The organism is Parvibaculum sp. (assembly GCF_049671045.1).
GTDB lineage: Bacteria > Pseudomonadota > Alphaproteobacteria > Parvibaculales > Parvibaculaceae > Parvibaculum.
The window spans coordinates 11,514-32,538 of sequence record NZ_JBATUH010000041.1; the positions used below are offsets into that span (position 1 = coordinate 11,514).

General features: G+C 65.7%; 20 protein-coding genes. 13 read left to right on the forward strand and 7 right to left on the reverse strand.

What is annotated here, in order from left to right; genetic code table 11:
• Nucleotides 1–170: 170 nt before the first annotated feature.
• From ppk2 to WBG82_RS05050, 5 genes are all read left to right on the forward strand, one after another.
• Nucleotides 171–1,001 (forward strand): polyphosphate kinase 2, encoded by an 831-nt coding sequence (ppk2, locus tag WBG82_RS05030; RefSeq protein ID WP_424422156.1) that lies wholly within the window; start codon nt 171–173, stop codon nt 999–1,001.
• Nucleotides 998–2,323, forward strand: coding sequence for an MgtC/SapB family protein (locus WBG82_RS05035; protein WP_424422158.1), 1,326 nt, complete (start codon nt 998–1,000; stop codon nt 2,321–2,323). Before ppk2 ends, WBG82_RS05035 begins: the two co-directional genes overlap by 4 nt.
• The gene (locus WBG82_RS05040; RefSeq protein ID WP_424422160.1) at nt 2,320–3,522 is read left to right on the forward strand and encodes an MFS transporter; all 1,203 of its coding nucleotides are present in this window, start codon (nt 2,320–2,322) and stop codon (nt 3,520–3,522) included. The genes WBG82_RS05035 and WBG82_RS05040 overlap by 4 nt, the downstream gene beginning before the upstream one ends.
• Entirely contained in the window at nt 3,519–4,358 is an 840-nt protein-coding gene (locus WBG82_RS05045; protein ID WP_424422162.1) for a 23S rRNA (adenine(2030)-N(6))-methyltransferase RlmJ, read from the forward strand. Before WBG82_RS05040 ends, WBG82_RS05045 begins: the two co-directional genes overlap by 4 nt.
• Nucleotides 4,359–4,497: 139 nt before the next feature.
• A complete protein-coding gene (locus WBG82_RS05050; protein ID WP_424422164.1) occupies nt 4,498–5,805 on the forward strand; it encodes an MFS transporter in 1,308 nt (435 codons plus the stop codon).
• A 55-nt stretch (nt 5,806–5,860) separates the two neighbouring features.
• Here the strand turns inward: WBG82_RS05050 and WBG82_RS05055 are convergent, their stop codons facing one another.
• Nucleotides 5,861–7,291 (reverse strand): aldehyde dehydrogenase family protein, encoded by a 1,431-nt coding sequence (locus WBG82_RS05055; RefSeq protein ID WP_424422167.1) that lies wholly within the window; start codon nt 7,289–7,291, stop codon nt 5,861–5,863.
• Between the two features lie 357 nt (nt 7,292–7,648).
• On the opposite strand from WBG82_RS05055, the gene WBG82_RS05060 reads away from it, so the two are divergent.
• Nucleotides 7,649–9,187, forward strand: coding sequence for an FAD-dependent oxidoreductase (locus WBG82_RS05060; protein ID WP_424422169.1), 1,539 nt, complete (start codon nt 7,649–7,651; stop codon nt 9,185–9,187).
• 3 nt (nt 9,188–9,190) lie between these two features.
• Nucleotides 9,191–9,616, forward strand: coding sequence for a hypothetical protein (locus tag WBG82_RS05065; protein WP_424422172.1), 426 nt, complete (start codon nt 9,191–9,193; stop codon nt 9,614–9,616).
• 69 nt (nt 9,617–9,685) lie between these two features.
• Here the strand turns inward: WBG82_RS05065 and mtgA are convergent, their stop codons facing one another.
• Complete coding sequence (gene mtgA, locus WBG82_RS05070) at nt 9,686–10,432, reverse strand: monofunctional biosynthetic peptidoglycan transglycosylase (protein WP_424422175.1); 747 nt, start codon at nt 10,430–10,432, stop codon at nt 9,686–9,688.
• Between the two features lie 151 nt (nt 10,433–10,583).
• Here mtgA and WBG82_RS05075 point away from each other — a divergent pair, with 151 nt between their 5' ends.
• From WBG82_RS05075 to mctP, 5 genes are all read left to right on the forward strand, one after another.
• Complete coding sequence (locus WBG82_RS05075; protein WP_324300490.1) at nt 10,584–10,817, forward strand: hypothetical protein; 234 nt, start codon at nt 10,584–10,586, stop codon at nt 10,815–10,817.
• A gap of 337 nt (nt 10,818–11,154) precedes the next feature.
• Nucleotides 11,155–12,291 (forward strand): efflux RND transporter periplasmic adaptor subunit, encoded by a 1,137-nt coding sequence (locus WBG82_RS05080; RefSeq protein ID WP_424422178.1) that lies wholly within the window; start codon nt 11,155–11,157, stop codon nt 12,289–12,291.
• Entirely contained in the window at nt 12,288–15,419 is a 3,132-nt protein-coding gene (locus WBG82_RS05085) for an efflux RND transporter permease subunit (RefSeq protein ID WP_424422180.1), read from the forward strand. The genes WBG82_RS05080 and WBG82_RS05085 overlap by 4 nt, the downstream gene beginning before the upstream one ends.
• A 212-nt stretch (nt 15,420–15,631) precedes the next feature.
• Entirely contained in the window at nt 15,632–15,847 is a 216-nt protein-coding gene (locus WBG82_RS05090) for a DUF3311 domain-containing protein (RefSeq protein WP_424422182.1), read from the forward strand.
• Between the two features lie 8 nt (nt 15,848–15,855).
• Nucleotides 15,856–17,391 carry a monocarboxylate uptake permease MctP gene (mctP, locus tag WBG82_RS05095; protein WP_424422184.1) on the forward strand — a complete coding sequence of 512 codons (1,536 nt, stop codon included), beginning with the start codon at nt 15,856–15,858 and terminating at the stop codon, nt 17,389–17,391.
• On the opposite strand, the gene mtnC is transcribed toward mctP, so the two are convergent.
• The 4 genes from mtnC to WBG82_RS05115 all read right to left on the reverse strand — a co-directional run bounded on the left by mtnC (nt 17,382) and on the right by WBG82_RS05115 (nt 20,009).
• Nucleotides 17,382–18,101, reverse strand: coding sequence for an acireductone synthase (gene mtnC, locus WBG82_RS05100; protein ID WP_424422186.1), 720 nt, complete (start codon nt 18,099–18,101; stop codon nt 17,382–17,384). The two genes, mctP and mtnC, sit on opposite strands and share 10 nt — an antisense overlap.
• Nucleotides 18,098–18,655 (reverse strand): 1,2-dihydroxy-3-keto-5-methylthiopentene dioxygenase, encoded by a 558-nt coding sequence (locus tag WBG82_RS05105; protein ID WP_424422188.1) that lies wholly within the window; start codon nt 18,653–18,655, stop codon nt 18,098–18,100. Before WBG82_RS05105 ends, mtnC begins: the two co-directional genes overlap by 4 nt.
• The gene (gene mtnB / locus WBG82_RS05110; protein ID WP_424422190.1) at nt 18,652–19,281 is read right to left on the reverse strand and encodes a methylthioribulose 1-phosphate dehydratase; all 630 of its coding nucleotides are present in this window, start codon (nt 19,279–19,281) and stop codon (nt 18,652–18,654) included. Before mtnB ends, WBG82_RS05105 begins: the two co-directional genes overlap by 4 nt.
• 95 nt (nt 19,282–19,376) lie before the next feature.
• Entirely contained in the window at nt 19,377–20,009 is a 633-nt protein-coding gene (locus WBG82_RS05115) for a TetR/AcrR family transcriptional regulator (protein ID WP_424422192.1), read from the reverse strand.
• A gap of 215 nt (nt 20,010–20,224) precedes the next feature.
• Between WBG82_RS05115 and WBG82_RS05120 the strand changes: the two genes are divergently transcribed.
• Nucleotides 20,225–20,725 (forward strand): winged helix DNA-binding protein, encoded by a 501-nt coding sequence (locus WBG82_RS05120; protein ID WP_424422195.1) that lies wholly within the window; start codon nt 20,225–20,227, stop codon nt 20,723–20,725.
• Between the two features lie 3 nt (nt 20,726–20,728).
• Here the strand turns inward: WBG82_RS05120 and WBG82_RS05125 are convergent, their stop codons facing one another.
• Nucleotides 20,729–21,022: a GNAT family N-acetyltransferase gene (locus tag WBG82_RS05125; RefSeq protein WP_424422197.1), complete on the reverse strand. Its 294-nt coding sequence runs from the start codon at nt 21,020–21,022 to the stop codon at nt 20,729–20,731.
• Between the last annotated feature and the right edge of the window lie 3 nt (nt 21,023–21,025).

Genomic DNA, 21,025 nt, shown 5'->3' on the forward strand with positions numbered 1-21,025 from the left:
CTCCTTTTCTGAAATGTTATAACATTACATATCAGAGAAATTTTGCCGCGCAACCCGCAAGTGGAAATGAAGCCGCGCCCGAACGGCAAGGGCGCCGCATGAATGCCCCTTCTGAAAACGCCGCCGACGCACTACTCTGAAGGCACAACGCAGGGTGATCGAGGCTTGCCATGGCAGACAAGCTGAAAAAGGCGGGCAAGGCCGGAAAGAAGAACGCCGGTTTCCGGGACCCGAACGACGAAAACGACGATGACCTCTACAAGAAGGAGCTTTACGAGCTGCAGGTCGAGTTCGTGAAACTCCACAAGGATGTCATCGCCAACAATCGCAAGCTGCTCGTGATCTTCGAGGGGCGCGACGCCGCCGGCAAGGACGGCACCATCAAGCGCATCACCGAACATCTGAGCCCGCGCGAAACGCGTATCGTCGCACTCGGCAAGCCCTCCGACCGCGAAACGAGCCAGTGGTATTTCCAGCGCTATGCGCGCTACCTCCCGGCGGCGCAGGAAATCGTGTTCTTCAACCGGAGCTGGTACAACCGCGCCGGCGTCGAGCCCGTCATGGGCTATTGCACCGAGAAGGAGCGCGAGGAGTTTCTCGCCACCGTTCCCTCCTTCGAGGAAATGCTCAAGGGAGCCGGCATCACACTCTTCAAATACTATCTCGACATCACCCGCGACGAGCAGAAGAAGCGGCTCGAGGACCGCCGCAAGGACCCGCTGAAACAGTGGAAACTTTCGCCCGTCGACAATGCGGCGCTGAAGCACTGGGCGGATTACAGCCGCGCCCGCGACGTGATGTTCGCCCGCACGCACACGCTTCATGCGCCCTGGTATGTCGTCTCGGCCAACCGGAAACGCGAAGCCCGGCTCAATGTGATGCGCGACCTGCTGAGCCGCATCGACTATGACGGCAAGAAGGCCAAGCTGACGGTGCCCGATCGCGAGATCGTCTTTTCCTTCGATCCCGCATTTCTCGAAAACGATCGGATCGCCAGATGACGCCGCCTTCCCCGGCCTTCCCGCTCGAGCCGGAGCGTCTGGCCGTCCTGCTCGCGCTCGGCTTCTTCTTCGGCCTCGCCTTCGAGCAATATTTCATCCGCAGCCGCATCAAGCCGCCGGGCGGCGTGCGCACCTTTCCGCTGCTGGCGCTCGCGGGCGCGCTGCTCTATGCGCTCGACCCCGCGCATGGGCTGCTGCTGCTCGGCGGCCTCGTGATACTGGGGGCATGGCTCACCGTCTATTATCGCGAGCGCCTCGTCCATCAGCATGCGGAAGCGGAGGAAGACGGCAGCGGAGGCGACCGGCGGCTCGACGCGGGCATCATGGCCCCCGTCGGCAACATCCTCGCCTTTCTCCTCGGCCCCATCGCCCTTGCGCAGCCGCTCTGGGTGGCCGTCGGCATCGCGGTCGCCGCCGTGCTCCTCACCGGCGCGCGCGACCGGCTCCACGCGCTTGCGACCACGCTCGGCTCGGAGGAGTTCACGACACTCGCCACATTCCTGATCGTCATCGGCATCGTTCTGCCGCTGGCGCCGAACGAGCCGGTAACGTCGCTCACCGACATCACACCCTATGAGGTCTGGCTGGCCGTCGTCGCCGTCTCGACGCTTTCCTATCTCAGCTATCTCATGCAGCGCTTTCTCGCGCCGCGTCACGGCATTCTCATTTCGGCGGCCCTTGGCGGGCTCTATTCCTCGACGGCGACAACGGTGGTGCTCTCCCGCCGCGCCGCCGCCGCGACCACCGCCCTCGCGCGAACCCAGGCCGCCATCGTGCTCGCCACGGCCGTCATGTTTCTGCGCATCCTTGTCGTCGTGGGCATCTTCAGCCCCACACTGGCATTTCAGCTCCTGCCCGCCATCTCCGTTCTCTGCACCCTCGGCCTCGCCGCGAGCGCCTGGCTCCTGTGGTCGGAACGCGGCGCGGCCGGCACCCGCGAGGACCGCCCCGCCGCGTCAACGAACCCGCTCGAACTCTCCACGGCCATCGTCTTCGCCATCCTCTTCATCGCCCTTTCGATCGCGGTGAGCTGGGTGAAGATCCGCTTCGGTCAGGGCGGCATCTTCGCGCTCGGCGTGCTCGCGGGCTTCGCCGATATCGACCCCTTCGTCCTCAGCCTCGCGCAAGGAACGGCGCGCGCAATCGACTTCAATGTCGCCGCCGCCGCAATCATCGTCGCCGCCTCCGCGAACAATTTCCTGAAGGCGGTTTACACGCTCGCCTTTGCGGGCCGCGTGGCGGGAGCAAGGCCCGCCCTTGCGCTTTTCGCGCTGGCGCTCGCGGGCGTTCCCGCCGCCATGTATCTCTACACCCCCCGATGACGGCGGGCGGAAGACCGGGCGCAACGAGCAGCAGTCGCCTGCCGGCGAGCATCTGGGCACTGGGTCTCGTCAGCCTCTTCATGGACATGTCGTCCGAACTCGTCCATGCCCTGCTCCCCGTCTTTCTGGTAACGACGCTCGGCGCGAGCATGCTGTCTGTCGGCATCATCGAGGGCATCGCCGAAGCGACGGCATCGATCACCAAAGTCTTTTCCGGCCTTGTCAGCGACTGGATCGGCAAGCGCAAGCTGCTCGCCGTCGCGGGATACGGGCTCGCCGCGCTGACGAAGCCGCTCTTCCCGCTCGCAACGACGATCGACACCGTTCTCGCCGCGCGTTTTATCGACCGCGTGGGCAAGGGCATTCGCGGCGCCCCGCGCGATGCGCTTGTCGCCGATCTCGTGGCCCCCGCCCAGCGCGGCGCGGCCTATGGGCTGCGCCAGGCGCTCGACACGGCGGGTGCGGTGGCTGGCCCTCTCCTCGCCATCCTTTTCATGTCGATCTTCGCCGACCGGATCAGAACCGTCTTCTGGATCGCAACGCTGCCCGCCATCCTCTCCGTCGTCATTCTCATCCTCGCCGTGCGCGAACCGGAGCGCCCGCGCATGGAAGCCGCGCCGCGCGCGCCCTTCCGCCTCGCGGATCTCAAGGGCCTCGGGCGAGCCTATTGGGAAGTCGTCGCAGTCGGCGCTGTGCTCACGCTCGCGCGCTTCTCGGAAGCCTTTCTCGTCCTGCGCGCGCAGGGCACGGGCCTCACCGTCACCTATGTTCCGCTGGTGATGGTCGTCATGAGCGGCGTCTATACGCTCGCCGCCTATCCGGCCGGGCTCCTCGCCGACAGGCTCGACCGCCGCTCGCTCCTTGCCTTCGGCTTCGTGCCGCTCATCGTCGCCGACATCACGCTCGGCGAGGCCACATCGCCCGTCGCCGTCTTTTGTGGCGTCGCATTCTGGGGTCTCCATATGGGGCTCACGCAAGGGCTTCTCGCCACCCTCGTCGCCGATGCCTCGCCGGCCGCCCTTCGCGGCAGCGCCTTCGGCCTGTTCAATTTTGCAAGCGGCATCGTGCTGCTTGCGGCAAGTGTCATTGCCGGCGCTCTGTGGCAGAACTACGGTCCCGCTGTCACCTTCTACTCCGGCGCTGCGATCACGGGCGCAGGACTCGCCGGACTTGTCATCGTCAACAGGCGCCGATCGTGAACTACCGCCACGCCTACCATGCCGGCAATTTCGCCGATGTGATGAAGCACGCGATCCTCGTGCTCGCGCTCGAGCATCTGCGGCAGAAGGAAAAGCCTTTCTTCGTGCTCGACACCCATGCCGGAACGGGCGAGACGGACCTGACCGGCATCGAGGCGCAGAAGACGGGCGAATTCCGCGACGGCATTGCGCGCATCCTCGGCGATCCCGCGCCCCATCCGGCGCTTCGGCCCTATCTCACAACGCTCGCGGAGCTTGGCTGCGTGGGCGAGAACCCCGGCCACTATCCGGGATCGCCGCTCATTGCCCGCAGCCTCGCGCGCGCGGGCGACCGCCTCGCCTTTTGCGAGCTTCACCCGGATGACGCCGCCGATCTCAAGGCCCTTTTTCGCCGCGACCGCGCGGTCAGGGTCCATGAAACCGACGGCTATGCCGCGCTGAAGGCGCTGCTGCCGCCTCCCGAGCGGCGCGGCCTCGTGCTCATCGACCCGCCCTTCGAGGCGCGTGACGAATTCCACCGCCTGCTCGCGGCGCTCGGCGAGGCGCTCACGCGCTGGGCGAGCGGCACCTACCTCGTCTGGTATCCGGTCAAGGACCCGAGCGTCTCCGGCCGGTTCCTCGACCGCCTTGCGGAGGACGGCCCGCCCAAGACGCTGCGCGCCGAACTTCTGATTCGCGCCGCCGACGATCCGGCGCGGCTTTCGGGCTGCGGCATCGTCGCCATCAACCCACCCTGGACGCTGGAGGGGACGCTTCGCGATCTCCTGCCCTGGCTCGCGGCGAAACTCGCGCAAGGCCCCGGCGCCCATGCGCGCATCGAATGGCTGAGGCCGTGAGCAATCCCCGAGCGCCGCGCGAAGGCGGCATAAAACCGGATGGTCCCTCGCGGTCAGCAGGGATATAAAGACGCGCCGCCGGAAGCGAACCCCGGAACCGACCGATGAAGATTCGCGCGCGGCAGAGAGGAATCGAACCATGGATGGGGGGGCAAACCACCCTGCGGTGTGGTCGCAAGAGCGCAAGGCGGCAGAAGAGGCGTACCACGCCGAAGTCGAGCGCAATCTCACCCGCAATTATGTGGCCAATCTCGCTCACGGCCTGCTCGGCCAGACCGGCTTCCGCCTTGTAACGGCGCCGACCTTCGTACCGGCCTATATCTATCTTCTGTCAGGCTCGGAATTCGTCGTCGGCCTCGCGCTCGCCTCGCAATGGCTCGGCAACGCGCTTTCCGCGACGCTCGGCGCGACGCTCGTCGAGCATCGAAAGCGCGTGCTGCCCATGGGGCTCCTCGTCGGCTGGGGCATGCGCGGCGGCGTGCTCGGCCTCTCGCTCAGCGGCTACTTTCTGCCCGACCATCTGGCGCTGATCTTCGCCTGCGTGTTTCTCGGCTTTTTTGGCCTCTTCAACGGCATCCAGTCCGTCATATTCCAGCTGCTGATGGCGAAGGTCATTCCCTTGCGCCTGCGCGGAAGGCTGACGGGCTTCCGCAATTTCGCCGCCGGACTGACCGCGGCCGGCGTCGCCTATATCGGCGGCAAATATTTCGTCGAGGCCCATGCGCTCGGCAACGGCTATGCGACGACATTCCTCGCCGCCTTCGTCCTCACATCGGCGGGCCTCTCCATGCTCCTGATGGTGAGGGAGCCGGATTCGCCCGAAGTCCGGCCGCGCGCGAGCCTCGCCCTGCGCCTGCGTGAAATTCCGGGTCTTCTTCGCGAGGACAGGGAGCTTCTCTTTTTCTGCGTCGCTTCCTCGGCGGCGGCCCTCGGCACGCTCGCCGTACCCTTCTACATTCTCTTCGCCGGCGAAACGATCGGCCTTTCCGGCACGACGCTCGGCGCCCTCTCGACCGCCTTCCTGCTCGCGCAGACGGGCATGAACCTCGTCTGGGGCGCGCTTGCCGACCGCATCGGCAACCGCATCGTCTTCCTGCTCGCCGTCGGCCTCTGGGCCGTCTCCACCGTGCTCCTGATGGAAACGCATTCGCTCATCGGCATCGCCATCGTCTTTGCCGGCCTTGGCGCTGGCCAGGGCGGCTTCCAGAACAGCACGCAGAACATGATCCTCGAATTCGGCGCGCGCGAGGATCTCGCCATGCGCATCGCCATGCTGAACACCGGCACATCCTTCGCCAGCGCCATCGGACCGCTCATCGGCGGCTTCATCGCGGGCGCGGCTTCCTATGCCGCCGTCTTCTGGATTTCGACGTCCATGCTCGCCATAGCCTTCGCCATGGTCTTCTTCCTGGTGGCCGAGCCCCGGAAGCGCAACGTCTTCCATTGAAAAAGCCGGCGCCCTCGGGGCGCCGGCTTCGTCAACTCTGGCTTTGGACCAGAAATCAGGCGGGGTTGTAGCCGAGCACGGCCTTCACCTCGAGGAACTCCTCGAAGCCGAACTCACCCCACTCGCGGCCATTGCCGGACTGCTTGTAGCCGCCGAAAGGCGCATTGAGGTCCGGGCCCGCGCCGTTCAGATGCACGTTGCCGGTGCGCAGGCGCGAGGCCACCTGACGCGCGCGCTCAACCGAACCCGACTGCACATAGCCCGACAGGCCATAGACCGTTTCATTGGCGATGCGGATGGCGTCTTCCTCGTCCTTGTAGGGCAGGATCGCCAGCACCGGGCCGAAGATTTCCTCGCGCGCGATCGTCATGTCGTTGGTGACATTGGCGAAGACCGTCGGGCGGACATAGTAGCCCTTGTTGAGACCTTCCGGCCGGCCGAGACCGCCCGCGACCAGCGTCGCGCCTTCCTCGATGCCCTTCTGGATGAGGCCCTGAATCTTGTTGAACTGGACCTCGCTCACCACCGGACCGATGACCGTGCCTTCGGCATTGGGATCGCCCGCCTTGACCTTCTCGGCGGCAGCCTTGGCGACCGCGATCGCCTCGTCCTGACGGCTCGCCGGAACGAGCATGCGCGAAGGCGCGTTACAGGACTGGCCCGAATTGCTCATCATGGTCATGACGCTGCTGGAGATCGCCTTGTTGAAGTCGGCGTCGTCCAGAACGATGTTGGCCGACTTGCCGCCGAGTTCGAGCGCCACGCGCTTAACCGTGTCGGCAGCGGCCTTGGAGACGAGGATGCCCGCGCGGGTCGAACCCGTGAACGACACCATGTCGACATCGGGATGCGAGGAGAGCGGCGAACCAACATCGACGCCGTCGCCATTGACGAGGTTGAAGACGCCCGCCGGGACGCCCGCCTCATGCAGAACCTCGGCGAAGAGATAGGCGTTGATCGGCGCGACTTCCGACGGCTTCAGAACCATGGTGCAGCCGACCGCGAGAGCCGGCGCGACCTTGCAGGCGATCTGGTTGATCGGCCAGTTCCACGGCGTGATGAAGGCGCAGACGCCGACCGGCTCGCGCACGATGCGCGTGGTGCCCTTGTCGCGCTCGAATTCGTAGGTCTTGAGGATTTCGAGATTGGTGTTGAAGTGGGCAAGACCCATCGCCGCCTGGGCACGCTGGGCGAGCTGCACGGGGGCGCCCATTTCCGCCGTGATGGCGGCGGCGATTTCCGCATAGCGCTTCTGATAGACAGCCATGATCGACTGCAGAAGCTCGATGCGCTCCTGACGGGTGGTCGTCGAGAACTTCGGGAAGGCCGCCTTCGCCGCCGCGACTGCCTTGTCGACGTCCTGCTTGTTGCCCATGCTGATGCGCGCGCAGGGCTCCTCGGTCGCAGGATTGATGACGTCGAGCGTCCTGGGCTGGCTCGGATCGACCCACTGGCCGTTGATGTAGAACTTCAGATAATCGGTCATAGCAATCCTCCGTTTGATGCCGTCCCCGCCCTCGGCGCACCGGTTTCGACTCATCGCTCCTCACCGCCGGATCGATGGTGAGGGTTTCGAATTACGCCGACCCGGAGCTTGATGCCGCAGGGTCCGCCCGTTTTTGCCGGGAGGGGTATTTCTTTGGGAGAAACCTGACACAGAGACTTGAGCCGGGTCCAGTCCAAAAAGCCGTCCAAATCCGCCAATTCCCTTTTTGCCGCGGAGAAAGATTCCCGCCGCCGGAATTCCACGCTCCGGTCGCAAAATTGACATAGGCGAAAAATAGAGGAAATTGGTGCGACTTTCGGGCCCTGCGGCCCTTGAAATCCCGGAGCGAAAGAGCCGATGTTCATCGACGGACGCCAGGTCCCGGACAATACCGTCATCGAGACGGACATAGCGATCATCGGCGCTGGCGCGGCCGGCATCACCATCGCGAGGAAACTCCGCAATACCGACGCCACCGTCACGCTGATCGAAAGCGGCGGCCTCGACTTCGATCCCGAAACCCAGGACCTCTATGCCGGCGAGACCGTCGGCGTGCCCTACACGCTCGACACTTCGCGCCTTCGCTATTTCGGCGGCTCGACCAATCACTGGGGCGGCTGGTGCCGTCCCTTCGAGCCGATCGACTTCGAGCAGCGCGACTGGGTGCCCCATTCGGGCTGGCCCATCACGCGCGCGCAACTCGATCCCTATTACGTCAAGGCGAACGAGGTCTGCCAGATCGGCCCCTTCATCTATGACGATGCGGAAGCCTTCTCCGAAGGCGGCAAATACCGCCCGCTCGATCTGCCGGGCGGCGAGGTGATGACGCGCTTCTTCGAATACAGCCCGCCCACCCGATTCGGCTGGACCTATCGCCCCGACATCGAGAAGGCGGCGAACATCAAGACCTATCTCCACTCGAACGTGCTCGAGATCGTGCCGGACGAAACGGCCGGGCGCGTCGAGCGCCTCCGGGTCGGCACGCTGAGCGGGCGGCGCTTCGAGGTGCGGCCGAAGCTCGTCATTCTCGCCACCGGCGGCATCGAGAATGCGCGCATGCTGCTCCTCTCCAACAGCGTCGAGAAGGCGGGCCTCGGCAACGGACGCGGCCTTGTCGGGCGCTACTTCATGGAGCATCCGCACATCAACCGGCCTTGCGAGATCATGATCACCGATCCCGCGCTGGTCGCGCCCTACTACCAGACCTACACGAAATCGGCGGGCGTCAATATTCGCGGCGTCTTCATGTTCACGGCCGACTATCTGCGCAAGCATCGCCGCCTCGGCACGGTCATGACCTTCTACAAGGTGCAGGAAATCCGCACCGACATCGAGGTCGAGACGAAGGACCCCGAGGATGCGCGCGCGATCGAGGCGGGCCTGGCGCAACTCGTGCGCTCGACCACGTCCAGGGCGGGCGAGAGCCCCCTCCTCGCCATGCGCTACGGCACGGGCTGCGCCACCGAACAGGCGCCGAACCCCGACAGCCGCATTCTGCTTTCGCAGGAGAAGGACGCGCTCGGCCTCAACCGCACGAAGATGGACTGGAAGCTCACCGCCGAAGACCGCACCAATCTGCGCCGCAATCTCGCCGCGCTCTCCCGCGCCTTCGGCGCCTGGGGCGAGGGCCGCGTGCGCGTGCTCTTCCCCGAGCGCGACGCCTGGGAGGAAGCGGAAGGCTGGGGCAATCACCACATGGGCACCACCCGCATGGCCGACGATCCGCGCAAGGGTGTCGTCGATGCGAACTGCAAGGTGCATGGCGTCGAGAACCTCTATGTCGCGGGAAGCTCCGTCTTCACGACATCGGCCACCGTCAATCCGACACTGACCGTCGTCGCGCTCGCGCTTCGCCTCGCCGAGCATGTGCAGACCCGCTTCGTCAGGGGGGTGTGAGCCATGGCGACGACGATCTCCCGCAGAAACATGCTCGTGCTCGCCATGGCCGGTGCCGCGGCGGCGGCGCTTCCCGCCGCGTTCGTCGCCATCGAACGCGAAACCGGCGACATGACCGACCAGCTTCTGTCGATGCTCTCCGACCCTGCCGGCGCCGCCGAGATCGGCAAGCGCTGGGCGGCATCGACCAGGCGCGAGCACAACGCCGCCGCGCTGGCGCAGAAGATCGCCAAGCGGCTGCGCGCGCATGGCTGGCGCCCCGGCGACGAGGCGGAGCTGATGCGCGCCGCGCTCGCGGCCCGCGTGCGTCACGAATTCGCGCGGGACGATCTCGTGGACATCGAGGGCTGGCAGGTCACGCGCACGGATGCGGAACTCTGCGTGCTGGCCGCGCTCCACAGCGGCGTGGCGCTTTCGAGCGAAGGCTGAAGCAGCGGCGCGGTCGAGGCGTGCGGCGCTTTTCTGCGCGGAACGCCAGCGGCTCGCAACATTGCGCCATTACGGGCAAGGCGTTCCCTTGCCGAGCGCCACGCTGTTCGCGCGCGCCATGATCGTCGCGGCGCGGTCGCGCGTCCACGGTCCCGGCCGGTCGGGATGCCAGTAGATCGGATTGGGCAGCACGGCGGCGAGAAGCGCCGCCTGATGAGCGGAGAGCTGCGCGGCGCCGACGCCGAAATAGTGCCGGGAGGCCGCTTCCGCGCCATAGATGCCCGGCCCCCATTCGATCACATTGAGATAAAGCTCGAGGATGCGCGCCTTGGGCAACAGCGCTTCGAGCCAGACGGTCAGATAGGCTTCGCCCGCCTTGCGCAGAAACGTACGGGCGGGCCAGAGAAAGAGGTTCTTCGACGTCTGCATGCTGATCGTGCTCGCCCCGAGCACGCGCTTGCGCTTCTTCTGATAGCGCTCGACGGCATTGCCGACCGCATCCCAGTCAAAGCCGCGATGGGCGCAGAACTTCGCATCCTCCGCCGCGATCACCGCCCGTTGCAGATGGGGCGATATGCGCGAAAGCGGAACCCAGGATCTGGAGATACCATAACCCTCGGCCGCCCGGATGAGCATGAGCGGCGTCACCGGCGGCGGCACGACCCGGTAGAGAAGGATGACGACCGCCGGCCCCACAAAGGCGGCAAGCAGCAGATAGCCGGCCCAGCGCCTGAAGGCGCCAGCCCGCGCACCCCGACGCTGGCGCTGCCCGCGCCGGTCCCGCCGCCCCCCCGACTTTCTTTCAAACCTGTTCACGCCCGGATCATCGGTGAGCGCGGCACTGGAGACAAGCCCGGTAATTGCCTGATTTGTGTCACTTTTTCGCCTCCTTCGACCTCGATTCTGGCGATCGTGGGATGCGTCGCGGGAATCGGCGCCCCCCGCCCATTGCTGAAGGGAGGCCAAGATGAAGAAAGCAGCGACGATGCTGGTTGTAGCAGCTCTGCTCGGAACCAGCGCCTGCACCAACCTCGACAGCACCACCCAGGGCGCGCTCTCGGGCGGCGCCATCGGTACCGCCGTGGGTCTTGCAGCGACGGCCGTCGCGGGCACGAGCCTTGCGACGGGCGCCATTGTAGGCGGCGCGGTCGGTGCCGCGGCCGGTGCCTATGTGGGCTGTCAGAAACAGGGCAAATGCTGAGGCAAAGCCCCGTCCCATCCAATTCCGAAGGCCCGCCCGGCAATCCCGCGGCGGGCCTTTTGCCGACTGCGGGGGCCTTCGGCCCTCGGGCGCAACATGTCGCGCGAGCGTCGCAAAAGGCACGTAGTGAGGACCGCCGGGCCTGAAATGTCCGGGCCGCGCCCGGTATTCCTGTTCTTGCCTGTCCCCGCGCGGCACGGACTGGGGTAAACCAATCGGCAGAATTGAGTCGTATGCTTCGAGGCGCGACGGAAGAATGCCGCCAGTTCCGTTTGAGCCGGTGGCAGCCCCCGGCCACGCGCACGGGATGACATGACCAGAGCCGAAAGTCCTTGATATGCGAAAAGCGTCTCCCCGCACCATTCTCGTCGCGCTGTGCGGCCTCGTCGCGATCGGCTTCGCCTTCCATTGGCTCTTCTCGCCCTCCGCCGCGAACCGCAAGCCGGGACGGAGCGACATCCCGCCCGTGACCGTCGCTGCGGCCGAGACGCGCAATGTTCCCGTCGATGTCGAGGCGGTGGGAACCGTCCTTGCGAACGCCACCGTGCAGGTGAAGTCCCGCATCGACGGCCAGATCGTCGCCGTCGCCTTCAAGGAGGGACAGATCGTCCGCAAAGGCGACCTTCTCTTCCAGATCGATCGCGCGCCCTATGAAGCAGCGCTGCGGGCGGCGAAGGCCAATCTCCAGCGCGACGAGGCGCAGCTCGACAATGCGCGCCTCGACCTCGGACGCGCGAACAAGCTCCTCGCCAAGGGCTATGCGTCGCAGCAGACACACGATGCCGCCAAGGCGCAGGTGAAGGCGCTCGAAGGCAGCGTCGCCGCAGACAGAGCCGCCGTCGATCAGGCCGCGCTCCAGCTCGGCTATACGGAAATCCGTTCGCCCATCGACGGCAAGACCGGCCCCTACCTCGTCGACGCCGGCAACATCGTCAAGGCGGCCGATGCGAACCCGCTCGTCGTGGTGACGCAGATCCAGCCGGTGAAGATTTCGTTTTCGCTCGCACAGCAGCATCTGGCGAAACTCCACAGCCGCATGGCGGAGAAGGCGCTCAACGCCTCGTTCAGGCCGCACAATTCCAGCCGGGAGGTTTCCGCGCCCATCGACTTCATCGGCAACCAGGTGAACGCCGATGCGGGAACGATCGAACTGCGCGCCACCTATGACAATGCCGTCCTCGATCTCGTGCCGGGCGAATTCGTGAATGTGCGCGTGCATCTCGACGAGATCACGAACGCCGTCGTCGTGCCGCGCGAGGCGGTCAACACGGGCCAGGACCGCCTCTATGTCTATGTGGTGACCGCCGATAACAAGGCCGAGGCACGCAATGTCGACGTGCTCCATCGCAGCGGCGACATGGCGGCGCTGGCGCCCGGCGCGGTGAAGCCCGGCGAGCAGGTCGTGACGGACGGACAGATGCGCGTCGCGCCCGGCATGCCGGTGAAAATCGTGCCGAGGGGGCCCGGCGCATGAATGTCTCCGAAATATTCATCCGCCGCCCCGTCATGACGACGCTCGTAATGACGGCGATCGTGCTCTTCGGCATGTTCGGCTATTCGACCCTGCCGACGAGCGAACTGCCCGCCGTCGATTTTCCGACGATCTCGGTTTCCGCCTCGCTTCCGGGCGCAGATCCAGAAACCATGGCATCGGCCGTCGCGACGCCGCTCGAAAGCCAGTTCTCGACCATCGCCGGCATCGACCAGATGACCTCGACGTCGAGCCTCGGCTCGACCCGCATCACCATCCAGTTCAAGCTCGACCGCAACATCGACGCCGCCGCGCAGGACGTGCAGGCGGCGATCTCCGCGGCCCAGCGCCAGCTTCCTTCCGGCATGCCGAGCCCGCCGACGCTGCGCAAGGTCAATCCGGCGGACTCGCCCGTTCTCTTCCTGACGCTGAGCTCGCCCACCCTGCCGCTCAACGAGGTCGATCGCTATGCGGAGACGATCCTCGCCCGGCGGCTCTCCACGATCGACGGCGTCGCGCAGGTGAACGTCTATGGCTCGCAGAAATACGCCGTCCGCCTGCAGGTGAACCCCGACGCGCTCGCCGCCCGCGGCATCGGCATCGACGAGGTGACGGCGGCCGCGCAATCGCTCAACGTCAACAATCCCACAGGCTCCCTCAGCGGCCCCACGCGCAACACCGTCATCCGCGCCGACGGGCAGCTCGTCGATGCCGACGCCTTTCGCCGCCAGATCGTCGCCTGGCGCAACGGCGCCCCGGTGCGCTTCGGCGATATCGGCGATGTCGTCGACAGCGTCGAGAACGATCAGGTCGCAAGCTGGGCGGGCAAGGACCGCGCCATCGTGCTCTCGATCCAGCGCCAGCCGGGCGCGAACACGATCGCCGTCGTCGATGCGATCCACGCCGTCATTCCGGGCTTCATGGAGCAGCTTCCCGCCTCCGTCTCGCTCGACGTTCTCTATGACCGCAGCCAATCCATCCGCGCCTCGGTCGAGGATGTGCAGTTCACGCTCGTGCTTGCCGCAGCGCTCGTCATTCTGGTGATCTTCCTTTTCCTGCGCACATTGTCGGCGACGATCATTCCCTCGCTCGCGCTTCCGATCTCGGTCGTCGGCACATTCGCGGGCATGGCCTTCATGGGCTACAGCCTCGACAATCTCTCGCTCATGGCGCTGACACTTTCGGTCGGCTTCGTCGTCGACGACGCGATCGTGATGCTCGAAAACATCATGCGCCATATCGAGAACGGCGTGCGCCCGTTCGAGGCCGCGCTCAAGGGCTCGCGCGAAATCGCCTTCACCATTCTCTCGATGACGGTCTCGCTCGCCGCCGTCTTCATTCCCGTGCTCTTCATGGGCGGCATCGTCGGCCGGCTACTGCATGAATTCGCCGTCACCATCGTGATCGCGATTGTCGTTTCCGGCTTCGTCTCGATCACGCTGACGCCGATGCTGTGCAGCCGCATCATCCGGCCGGGCCATGGAGCAGCGGCGCATGGGCGGCAGATCGCCATTCTGCGCTGGAGTGAGCGCGCCTTCGCAGCGATGGAAAGCGCCTATGAGCGGACGCTGCGCACAAGCCTCGTGCATCACCGGATCGTGTTCGGCGTCTTCCTGCTGAGCGTCGCGGCGACGGTTCTCTTCTTCAACATCATTCCCAAGGACTTCCTGCCGAGCGGCGACAACGGCCAGGTCTTCGCCATGACCGAAGGCCCGAACGGGATCTCGCTCGAGGACATGTCGCGCCATCAGCAGCGGGCCGCCGCCATCATCCTCGCCGATCCGAATGTCGCCGCCGTCATGTCCTCGGTCGGCGCGGGCGGATCGCGCTCGACCGTCAATGCGGGCACCATCGTCGCGCGCCTGAAGCCTCGCTCGGAACGCAAGCTCAGCGCCGATGAGGTCATTCAGGAATTGCGACCGAAGCTCGCCGTCGTGCCCGGCATCAAGGTCTATCTCCAGAACCCGCCCGCGATCCGCGTCGGCGGGCAGCTCTCGAAGGCGTCCTACCAGTACACGTTGCAGGACCTCGATTCCGATACGCTTTACGGTGGCGCGACGCGATTGCAGAACGCGCTTGCCTCCGCCCCCGGCTTTCAGGACGTGACGAGCGATCTCGACCTCACGACGCCAACGCTGAGCGTCGAGATCGACCGCGACCGCGCCGCCCGGCTCGGCATCACGCCCGAGCAGATACAGAGCGCGCTCGCCTCCGCCTTTGGCGGCATCCAGATCTCGACGATCTATACCTCGTCCGACCAGTACAAGGTCATCATCGAACTGCAGAAGAAATACCAGCAGGACGAAGCGGCGCTGCAGCGGCTCTATCTGCGCTCGTCATCGGGCACGCTCGTTCCGCTGACCGCCATGGTGCGGACGAAGCGGATCGCGACCTCGCTGACCGAGAACCATCTGGGCCAGCTTCCGGCCGTCACCATCTCCTTCAACCTCGCGCCGGGCGTCGCGCTCAGCGATGCGGTGAGCGCCATCGAGAAGGTGCAGGGCGAAATCCGCCTGCCCGACACGATCACGACGAGTTTTCAGGGAACGGCGCAGGCCTTCCAGAGTTCGATGAGCGGGCTCGGCCTGCTGCTCGTGCTCGCCATTCTCGTCGTCTATATCGTCCTCGGCATTCTCTATGAGAGCTTCATCCACCCGCTGACGATCCTTTCCGGCCTGCCCTCGGCCGCCGTCGGCGCGTTGCTGACGCTCTATCTCTTCGGTCTGCCGCTCACCCTCTATGCCTTTGTCGGCATGATCATGCTCATCGGCATCGTGAAGAAGAACGCGATCATGATGATCGACTTCGCGCTGGAGCGCGAACGGGCCGAAGGCATGGCGCCCGAGGAGGCGATCTTCCGCGCCGCGATCATCCGCTTCCGCCCGATCATGATGACGACGATGGCGGCCCTTGTGGGCACGCTCCCCATCGCCATCGGCTTCGGCGAGGGTGGCGAGGTGCGCCAGCCGCTCGGCCTCGCGGTGGTGGGCGGGCTTGCCCTCTCGCAGCTCCTGACGCTCTACATCACCCCCGTTCTTTACGTCTATCTCGACCGGATCGGCACGCGCTTCGGCGGCGGCCACAGGCAGAGGGTGGAAGCGATCGACCTGCCCGTGGCGGCTGGCGAATGACCGCGCCCGCTCCACACGGGGCGTGACAGAGCGCGGGACTGCAACTAATGTTCCGGCGGGCGGAGTGAGAGACGGTTCCTGAGAACCCGGGGGTCCGCGAAAGGGAGGAGAAGCCGGCCCGCGCCGATGCGCGGGGTTTGCGCTGCCTGCCACCCGCATCCGCTCCCCGACCCCGCCCCGGAGAAACCGGTCGAGCCCGAGGTCGAGGACGAATGACCAAGAACGCAAACGAAGACCAGCAGCCGCGGCGCAAGCGCCGCTGGCTCGTGCCTCTCGTCTTCCTTCCCTTCGTGGCGGTGCTCTGGGTGCCGTTCTACAACTCGCATGAGCCCGCTCTTGCCGGCATTCCCTTCTTCTACTGGTTCCAGTTCGTCTGGATCATCATCGGCGCCGCGCTGACGATCTTCGTCTATCTCGCGACTGAATAGAGCCCCCCATGCACTGGACCGCGATTACCGTCTTCACCGGGCTCTTCGCCTTCGTCACCATTCTCGGCTTCGTCGCCGCGCGCTGGCGCCAGGGCGACCTCAACCAGATCCAGGAATGGGGCCTCGCCGGGCGCCGCTTCGGTACCGTCGTCACCTGGTTTCTTCTCGGCGGTGATCTCTACACCGCCTACACCTTCATCGCCGTCCCGGCCCTCATCTATTCGGCCGGCGCGATGGGCTTCTTCGCGATCCCCTACACGATCCTCGTCTATCCGCTGGTCTTCGTGATGTTCCCGCGCCTCTGGTCGGTCGCGCACAAGCACGGCTTCGTCACGGCGGCCGATTTCGTGAACGGCCGCTACGGCCATCAGGGCCTCGCCTTCGCCGTCGCGCTCACCGGCATCGTCGCGACCATGCCCTATATCGCGCTCCAGCTCGTCGGCATGGAAGTCGTGATCGGCGCGATGGGCATCCATGCCGACGGGCTTCTCGGCGAACTGCCGCTCATCATCGCCTTCCTGATCCTCGCCGCCTTCACCTATACGAGCGGCCTGCGCGCCCCGGCGATGATCGCCATCGTCAAGGACGTGCTCATCTATGTGGCGGTGATCGGCGCCATCATCATCATTCCGGGCAAGCTCGGCGGCTACACCGCGATCTTCAGCGCGATCCCGCCCGAAAAACTCACCCTGCCGCCGCCCCCCGAAGGCAGCCTCGGCAGCTACAGCGCCTATGCCACGCTGGCGCTCGGCTCGGCGCTCGCGCTCTTCCTCTATCCCCACTCGATGACGGGCGTGATGAGCTCGAGCTCGGGCCATGTCATCCGCCGCAACGCCGCGATCCTGCCGGCCTATTCCGTCGTGCTCGGCCTCATCGCGCTGCTCGGATACATGGCTTTCGCGGACAATCTTTCGGCGAAGCCCGAATTCGCCGAGGGCTTCGCGCGCTATGGCGCGAATTTCGCCGTGCCCGCGCTCTTCCTCGACAAGCTGCCGGGCTGGTTCGCGGGCATCGCCTTCGCCGCCATCGGCATCGGCGCGCTCGTGCCCGCCGCGATCATGTCGATCGCGGTCGCCAATCTCTTCACCCGCAACATCTACAAGGCCTATTTCCGGCCCGATTGCACGCCCGAGGCCGAAGCGCGCATGGCGAAGATCATTTCGCTCATCGCCAAGATCGGCGCGCTGTTCTTCGTCCTCGGCCTCCAGCAGAGCCTCGCCATCCAGCTCCAGCTTCTCGGCGGCATCTGGATCATCCAGACCTTGCCGGCGATCTTCTTCGGCCTCTATACGCGCTGGTTCGACCCCCGCGCGCTCCTCGTCGGCTGGGCCGTGGGCATCGGCACGGGCACATGGATGGCATGGACGCTCGGCTTCAAATCGTCGATCTACCCGCTCGTCCTCTTCGGCGTGACCATGCCGGGCTATGCCGCGCTCTATACGGTCATCCTTAATCTCGCCATTGCCGCCATCCTCACGCCGGTCTTCCGCGCGATCTCCACGACCGCGCATCAGGACGTGACCGAGCGGGAGGACTACGCCTGAGTCTCGCCTGAGAGGCCGAAGGCGCGATCGACAGGCGCGAAGGAGCCAGCGACGAGCACGCCCTCCTCGCGATGCGAGGCGTCCGCGGCGAGCGCGCGGTCGATGCGGGCGACATTGAAGCCCGCCTCGCGCGCGGCGGTGATTTCGCCCGCGAGGTCGGAGAGAAAGAGGATGCGGGCGGGCTCGAGGCCGAGCGCGCGCGCGATCCCGGCATAGGAGCCCGTCTCTACCTTGGCGCCGATACGCGTGTCGAAATAGCCCGAAAAGAGGCCGGTGAGATCGCCCTTGTCGGAATGGCCGAAGATGAGCTTCTGCGCTTCCTCCGAGCCCGAAGAATAGACATAGAGCCTGAGCCCCCGCGCATGCCAGCGCCGCATATGCTTGGCTGCGTCCTCATAGACCTGCCCCTTGAGCACGCCCGCCTCATAGCCCGAGCGCCAGATGAGGCCCTGCAGCGTCTTGAGCGGCCCGGCCTTGCGGTCCTCGTCGATCCAGCCGATGAGGAGCGCGACGGTTGCGTCGAGATCGTATTCCGGATGGCCCGCAAGCTCGCGCGCCGCGGCGAGCGCGGCCGCGACCTCCGGCTCGCCCTGATGCGCCGCGCAGAACTCCGCGATGCGCGCCCGCGCGTAAGGAAACAGCGCCTCATGCACGAAGGCAATGGGCGTCGTCGTGCCCTCGATGTCGGTGACGATGGCCGCGATGGTCATGCCGCCCCGGCGCTCTCGTAAAGCGGGAAGCGCGTGGCGATGTCGTCGCCCGTGAAATGGCCGACCCAGCCCTCCGGCGTCGTGAAGATGCGGATGGCGCAGAAATGCGGATTGGCGCCGGTGTCGAACCAGTGCGTCGTGCCGGCGGGTACGCTGATGAGATCGTCGCGCTCGCAGACGACGCGATGGACGCGGCCGCCCGCCCGCAGATAGAAGGCGCCCGAGCCCTCGACGAAGAAGCGCACCTCGTCATCGTCATGCGTGTGCTCGGCGAGAAACTTCTGGCGCATCGCCACCCGGTCCGGATGGTCAGGCTTCACCCGCACAACATCGACGCTCTTGTAGCCGCCCTCCTGCATGAGGCGCGTCACCTCGGCGTCATAGGCGGCAAGAACCTCCTCCTGGCCCGCATCGGGCTGAAGCTCGGCCGCGGCCTTCCAGCGCTCGAACCTGACGCCGATTTCCGCAAGCACCTTGGCGATTTCCGCGCCGTCTCGCGTATCGACAAGCACCTTCGAGGGGTCCGTATCGGGATAGACGGTGAGATGGGTCATCGCGCGCGCTCCTGCTGAAGTTCGGCGGTCAAGAGAAAGTCGAAAGCCTCCATGTGGCGGATCGCATCCCCGGCGCTCGCGCCCCATGTATAGAGGCCGTGCCCCGATATGAGATAGCCGGGAACGGGCCCCGCCTCTGCGAGCCGTTCCTCGATGAGCGCCGCCAGACGATCCGTGTCCTGATCGTTCGGAACGATCGGAATGTCGAGCACTGTCTCATGCGTTTTGATGCCGGAAAACGCCTTGAGAAGCTCCCAGCCTTCCAGCCGGAAGAAGCCCGCCCGCTCATGGGCGCGCGAAAGGATCGTCGCCGGAAGCGAGTGAATATGCGCGATGGCGCCGATGGAGGGATCGACCGCATAGCGCATGAGATGAAGCGGCGCCTCGGCGGAAGCGCGCGGATGTTTCGCGCCGGAAATCTCGGCCTCGATCACATCCGCCTCGGTGAGCCGCGCCTTGTCGGCGCCCGTCGCCGTCAGCGCCGCGCGCGCGTGGTCGATGCGCACCGAAAAATTGCCGCTCGTCGCCGGCACCCAGTGACGCTCGCCCGCGAGCCGCGCCATGGCGACGACGCCCCGGGCGGCCTCGGTAAAGGACAATGGCTCACAAGCTGTCGTTTTCGGCATTGGGAATGCTCTCCGGCGGAACGCGAAGCCCGGCAGGGGCAGCGGCGCCTACATAGCACATCCCTCCCGCTTTTGTAGCACCGGCCCCCGATCTCTCAGCGGCTCGCCGCGAGCAGGAGGCTCAGAAGCCCCTCGATCACCTCGTTGCGCGGGCGGTCGAAATTCGAGATCACCCAGCGCATGGCGACATGGACGATCGCCCCCACGATGCCTGCGGCCACCACTTCCTCCCGCACCGCGCTCGTGGCGCCGCGCGGCAGCAGAACCCGCGCCTCGTTGCGCACGAGATCGGTGAAGGCGGCCATGGCATCGCGGTAGATGCGGTCCTTGTCCCGGCCCGCGCTCAGCACGTCGATGAGAAGGATGCGCCCGAGGCCCGGATCGCGCTCGATCGTGCCGAAATAGGCCCCGAGAAGCGCGCGCGCCTTGGCTTCGGCCGAGCCGTCCGCCGCCGCGATCGCCTCCTGCATCGCCCCGCCGATCCTGACCATGACCAGCTCATAGACGGCGACGAAGAGGTCGTCCTTGCGCGCGAAGGATTCGTAGAAATAGCGCTCCGTGAGCCCCGCCTCGGCGCAGACCTGGCGGACTGTCGCGGCCCTGTAGCCGATTGTGCCGAAGATGCGGAAACCCGCCTCGACGAGCTTCGCCCGCCTTGCAGCCTGCCTTTCGGAGCGGCTCTCGCCGCGATAGCGGCGCTGGGGTTTGAGTTCGGCTGATTCGGACATGGGCAGATATTGTTATGGGTGATGGGCGGAAACAATCCGGCAAAAAATCAAGGCGCGATGGCGCCAAAGGCAGATAGACGCAACCTATAATGGAAGTATGCCTATAATTATCTCGTTATAGTTGCATTAATAATTATGTGTGCAACTATAGTTCTATGAGACAGCGATTCGAAACGCTCGATAGAGCGCCGTCGGCCCCCCTCGGCTCTGCGGAGTTGGACCGGCCTCACCTCGTTCCGACCATCAGCGCGGAGACTGCGGCCCGCAGCGCGCGGCAGGGCCGCCCATGGCCCCTCGAGCCTGCCGCCGAAAGCGCGGGCAACACGCCGCCCGGCGCGCAGGAGCCTTGCGAGGCGCCGCTCAACCGGCAGCGCACGCGGATGCTGCTCGACCTCTACAATGCCCGGATGAGGCTCTTTCCCTCCGGCCTCTTCGCCGATCCGGCCTGGGAAATGCTGCTCGACCTCACCCATGCAAGGCTCGCCGGCAAGCGCGTCTCGGTCTCGAGCCTCTGCATCGCCGCTCATGTTCCGGCGACGACGGCGCTTCGCCGCATTGGCGATCTGGTGAAGAGCGGCCTCGTCACGCGCATCAGGGACGAGAATGACGGCAGGCGCGTCTTCGTCGAGTTGACGGAAGAAGGTCTCGCCCGGATGAACCTCTATTTCGAGGCCGTGCTGAAATCCCTGAATGCGGGACAGGCGAGAAGCTCGTGACCCTCAGCTTGCAAGGAGATCGCGATATTCGGGATGCTTCTCGACGAAACGCGCGATGAATGAGCATTGGGGCACGATCTTCATACCCAACGCACGGATGGAATCGAGCGCGCCTCTGGCGAGCCGGGAACCGACGCCCTTGCCCGCCAGAGCCTCCGGCACTTCCGTATGGACGAGGACGACGCGGCCCGGCTGGCGCTCATAGGTGACGAAGGCCGTCGCGCCATCGACGACAAGCTCGTAGCGGTGGCGCGCCGGATTGTCCCGGACCTCGGTGGAAACGGCTTCTGCTGGCATCTC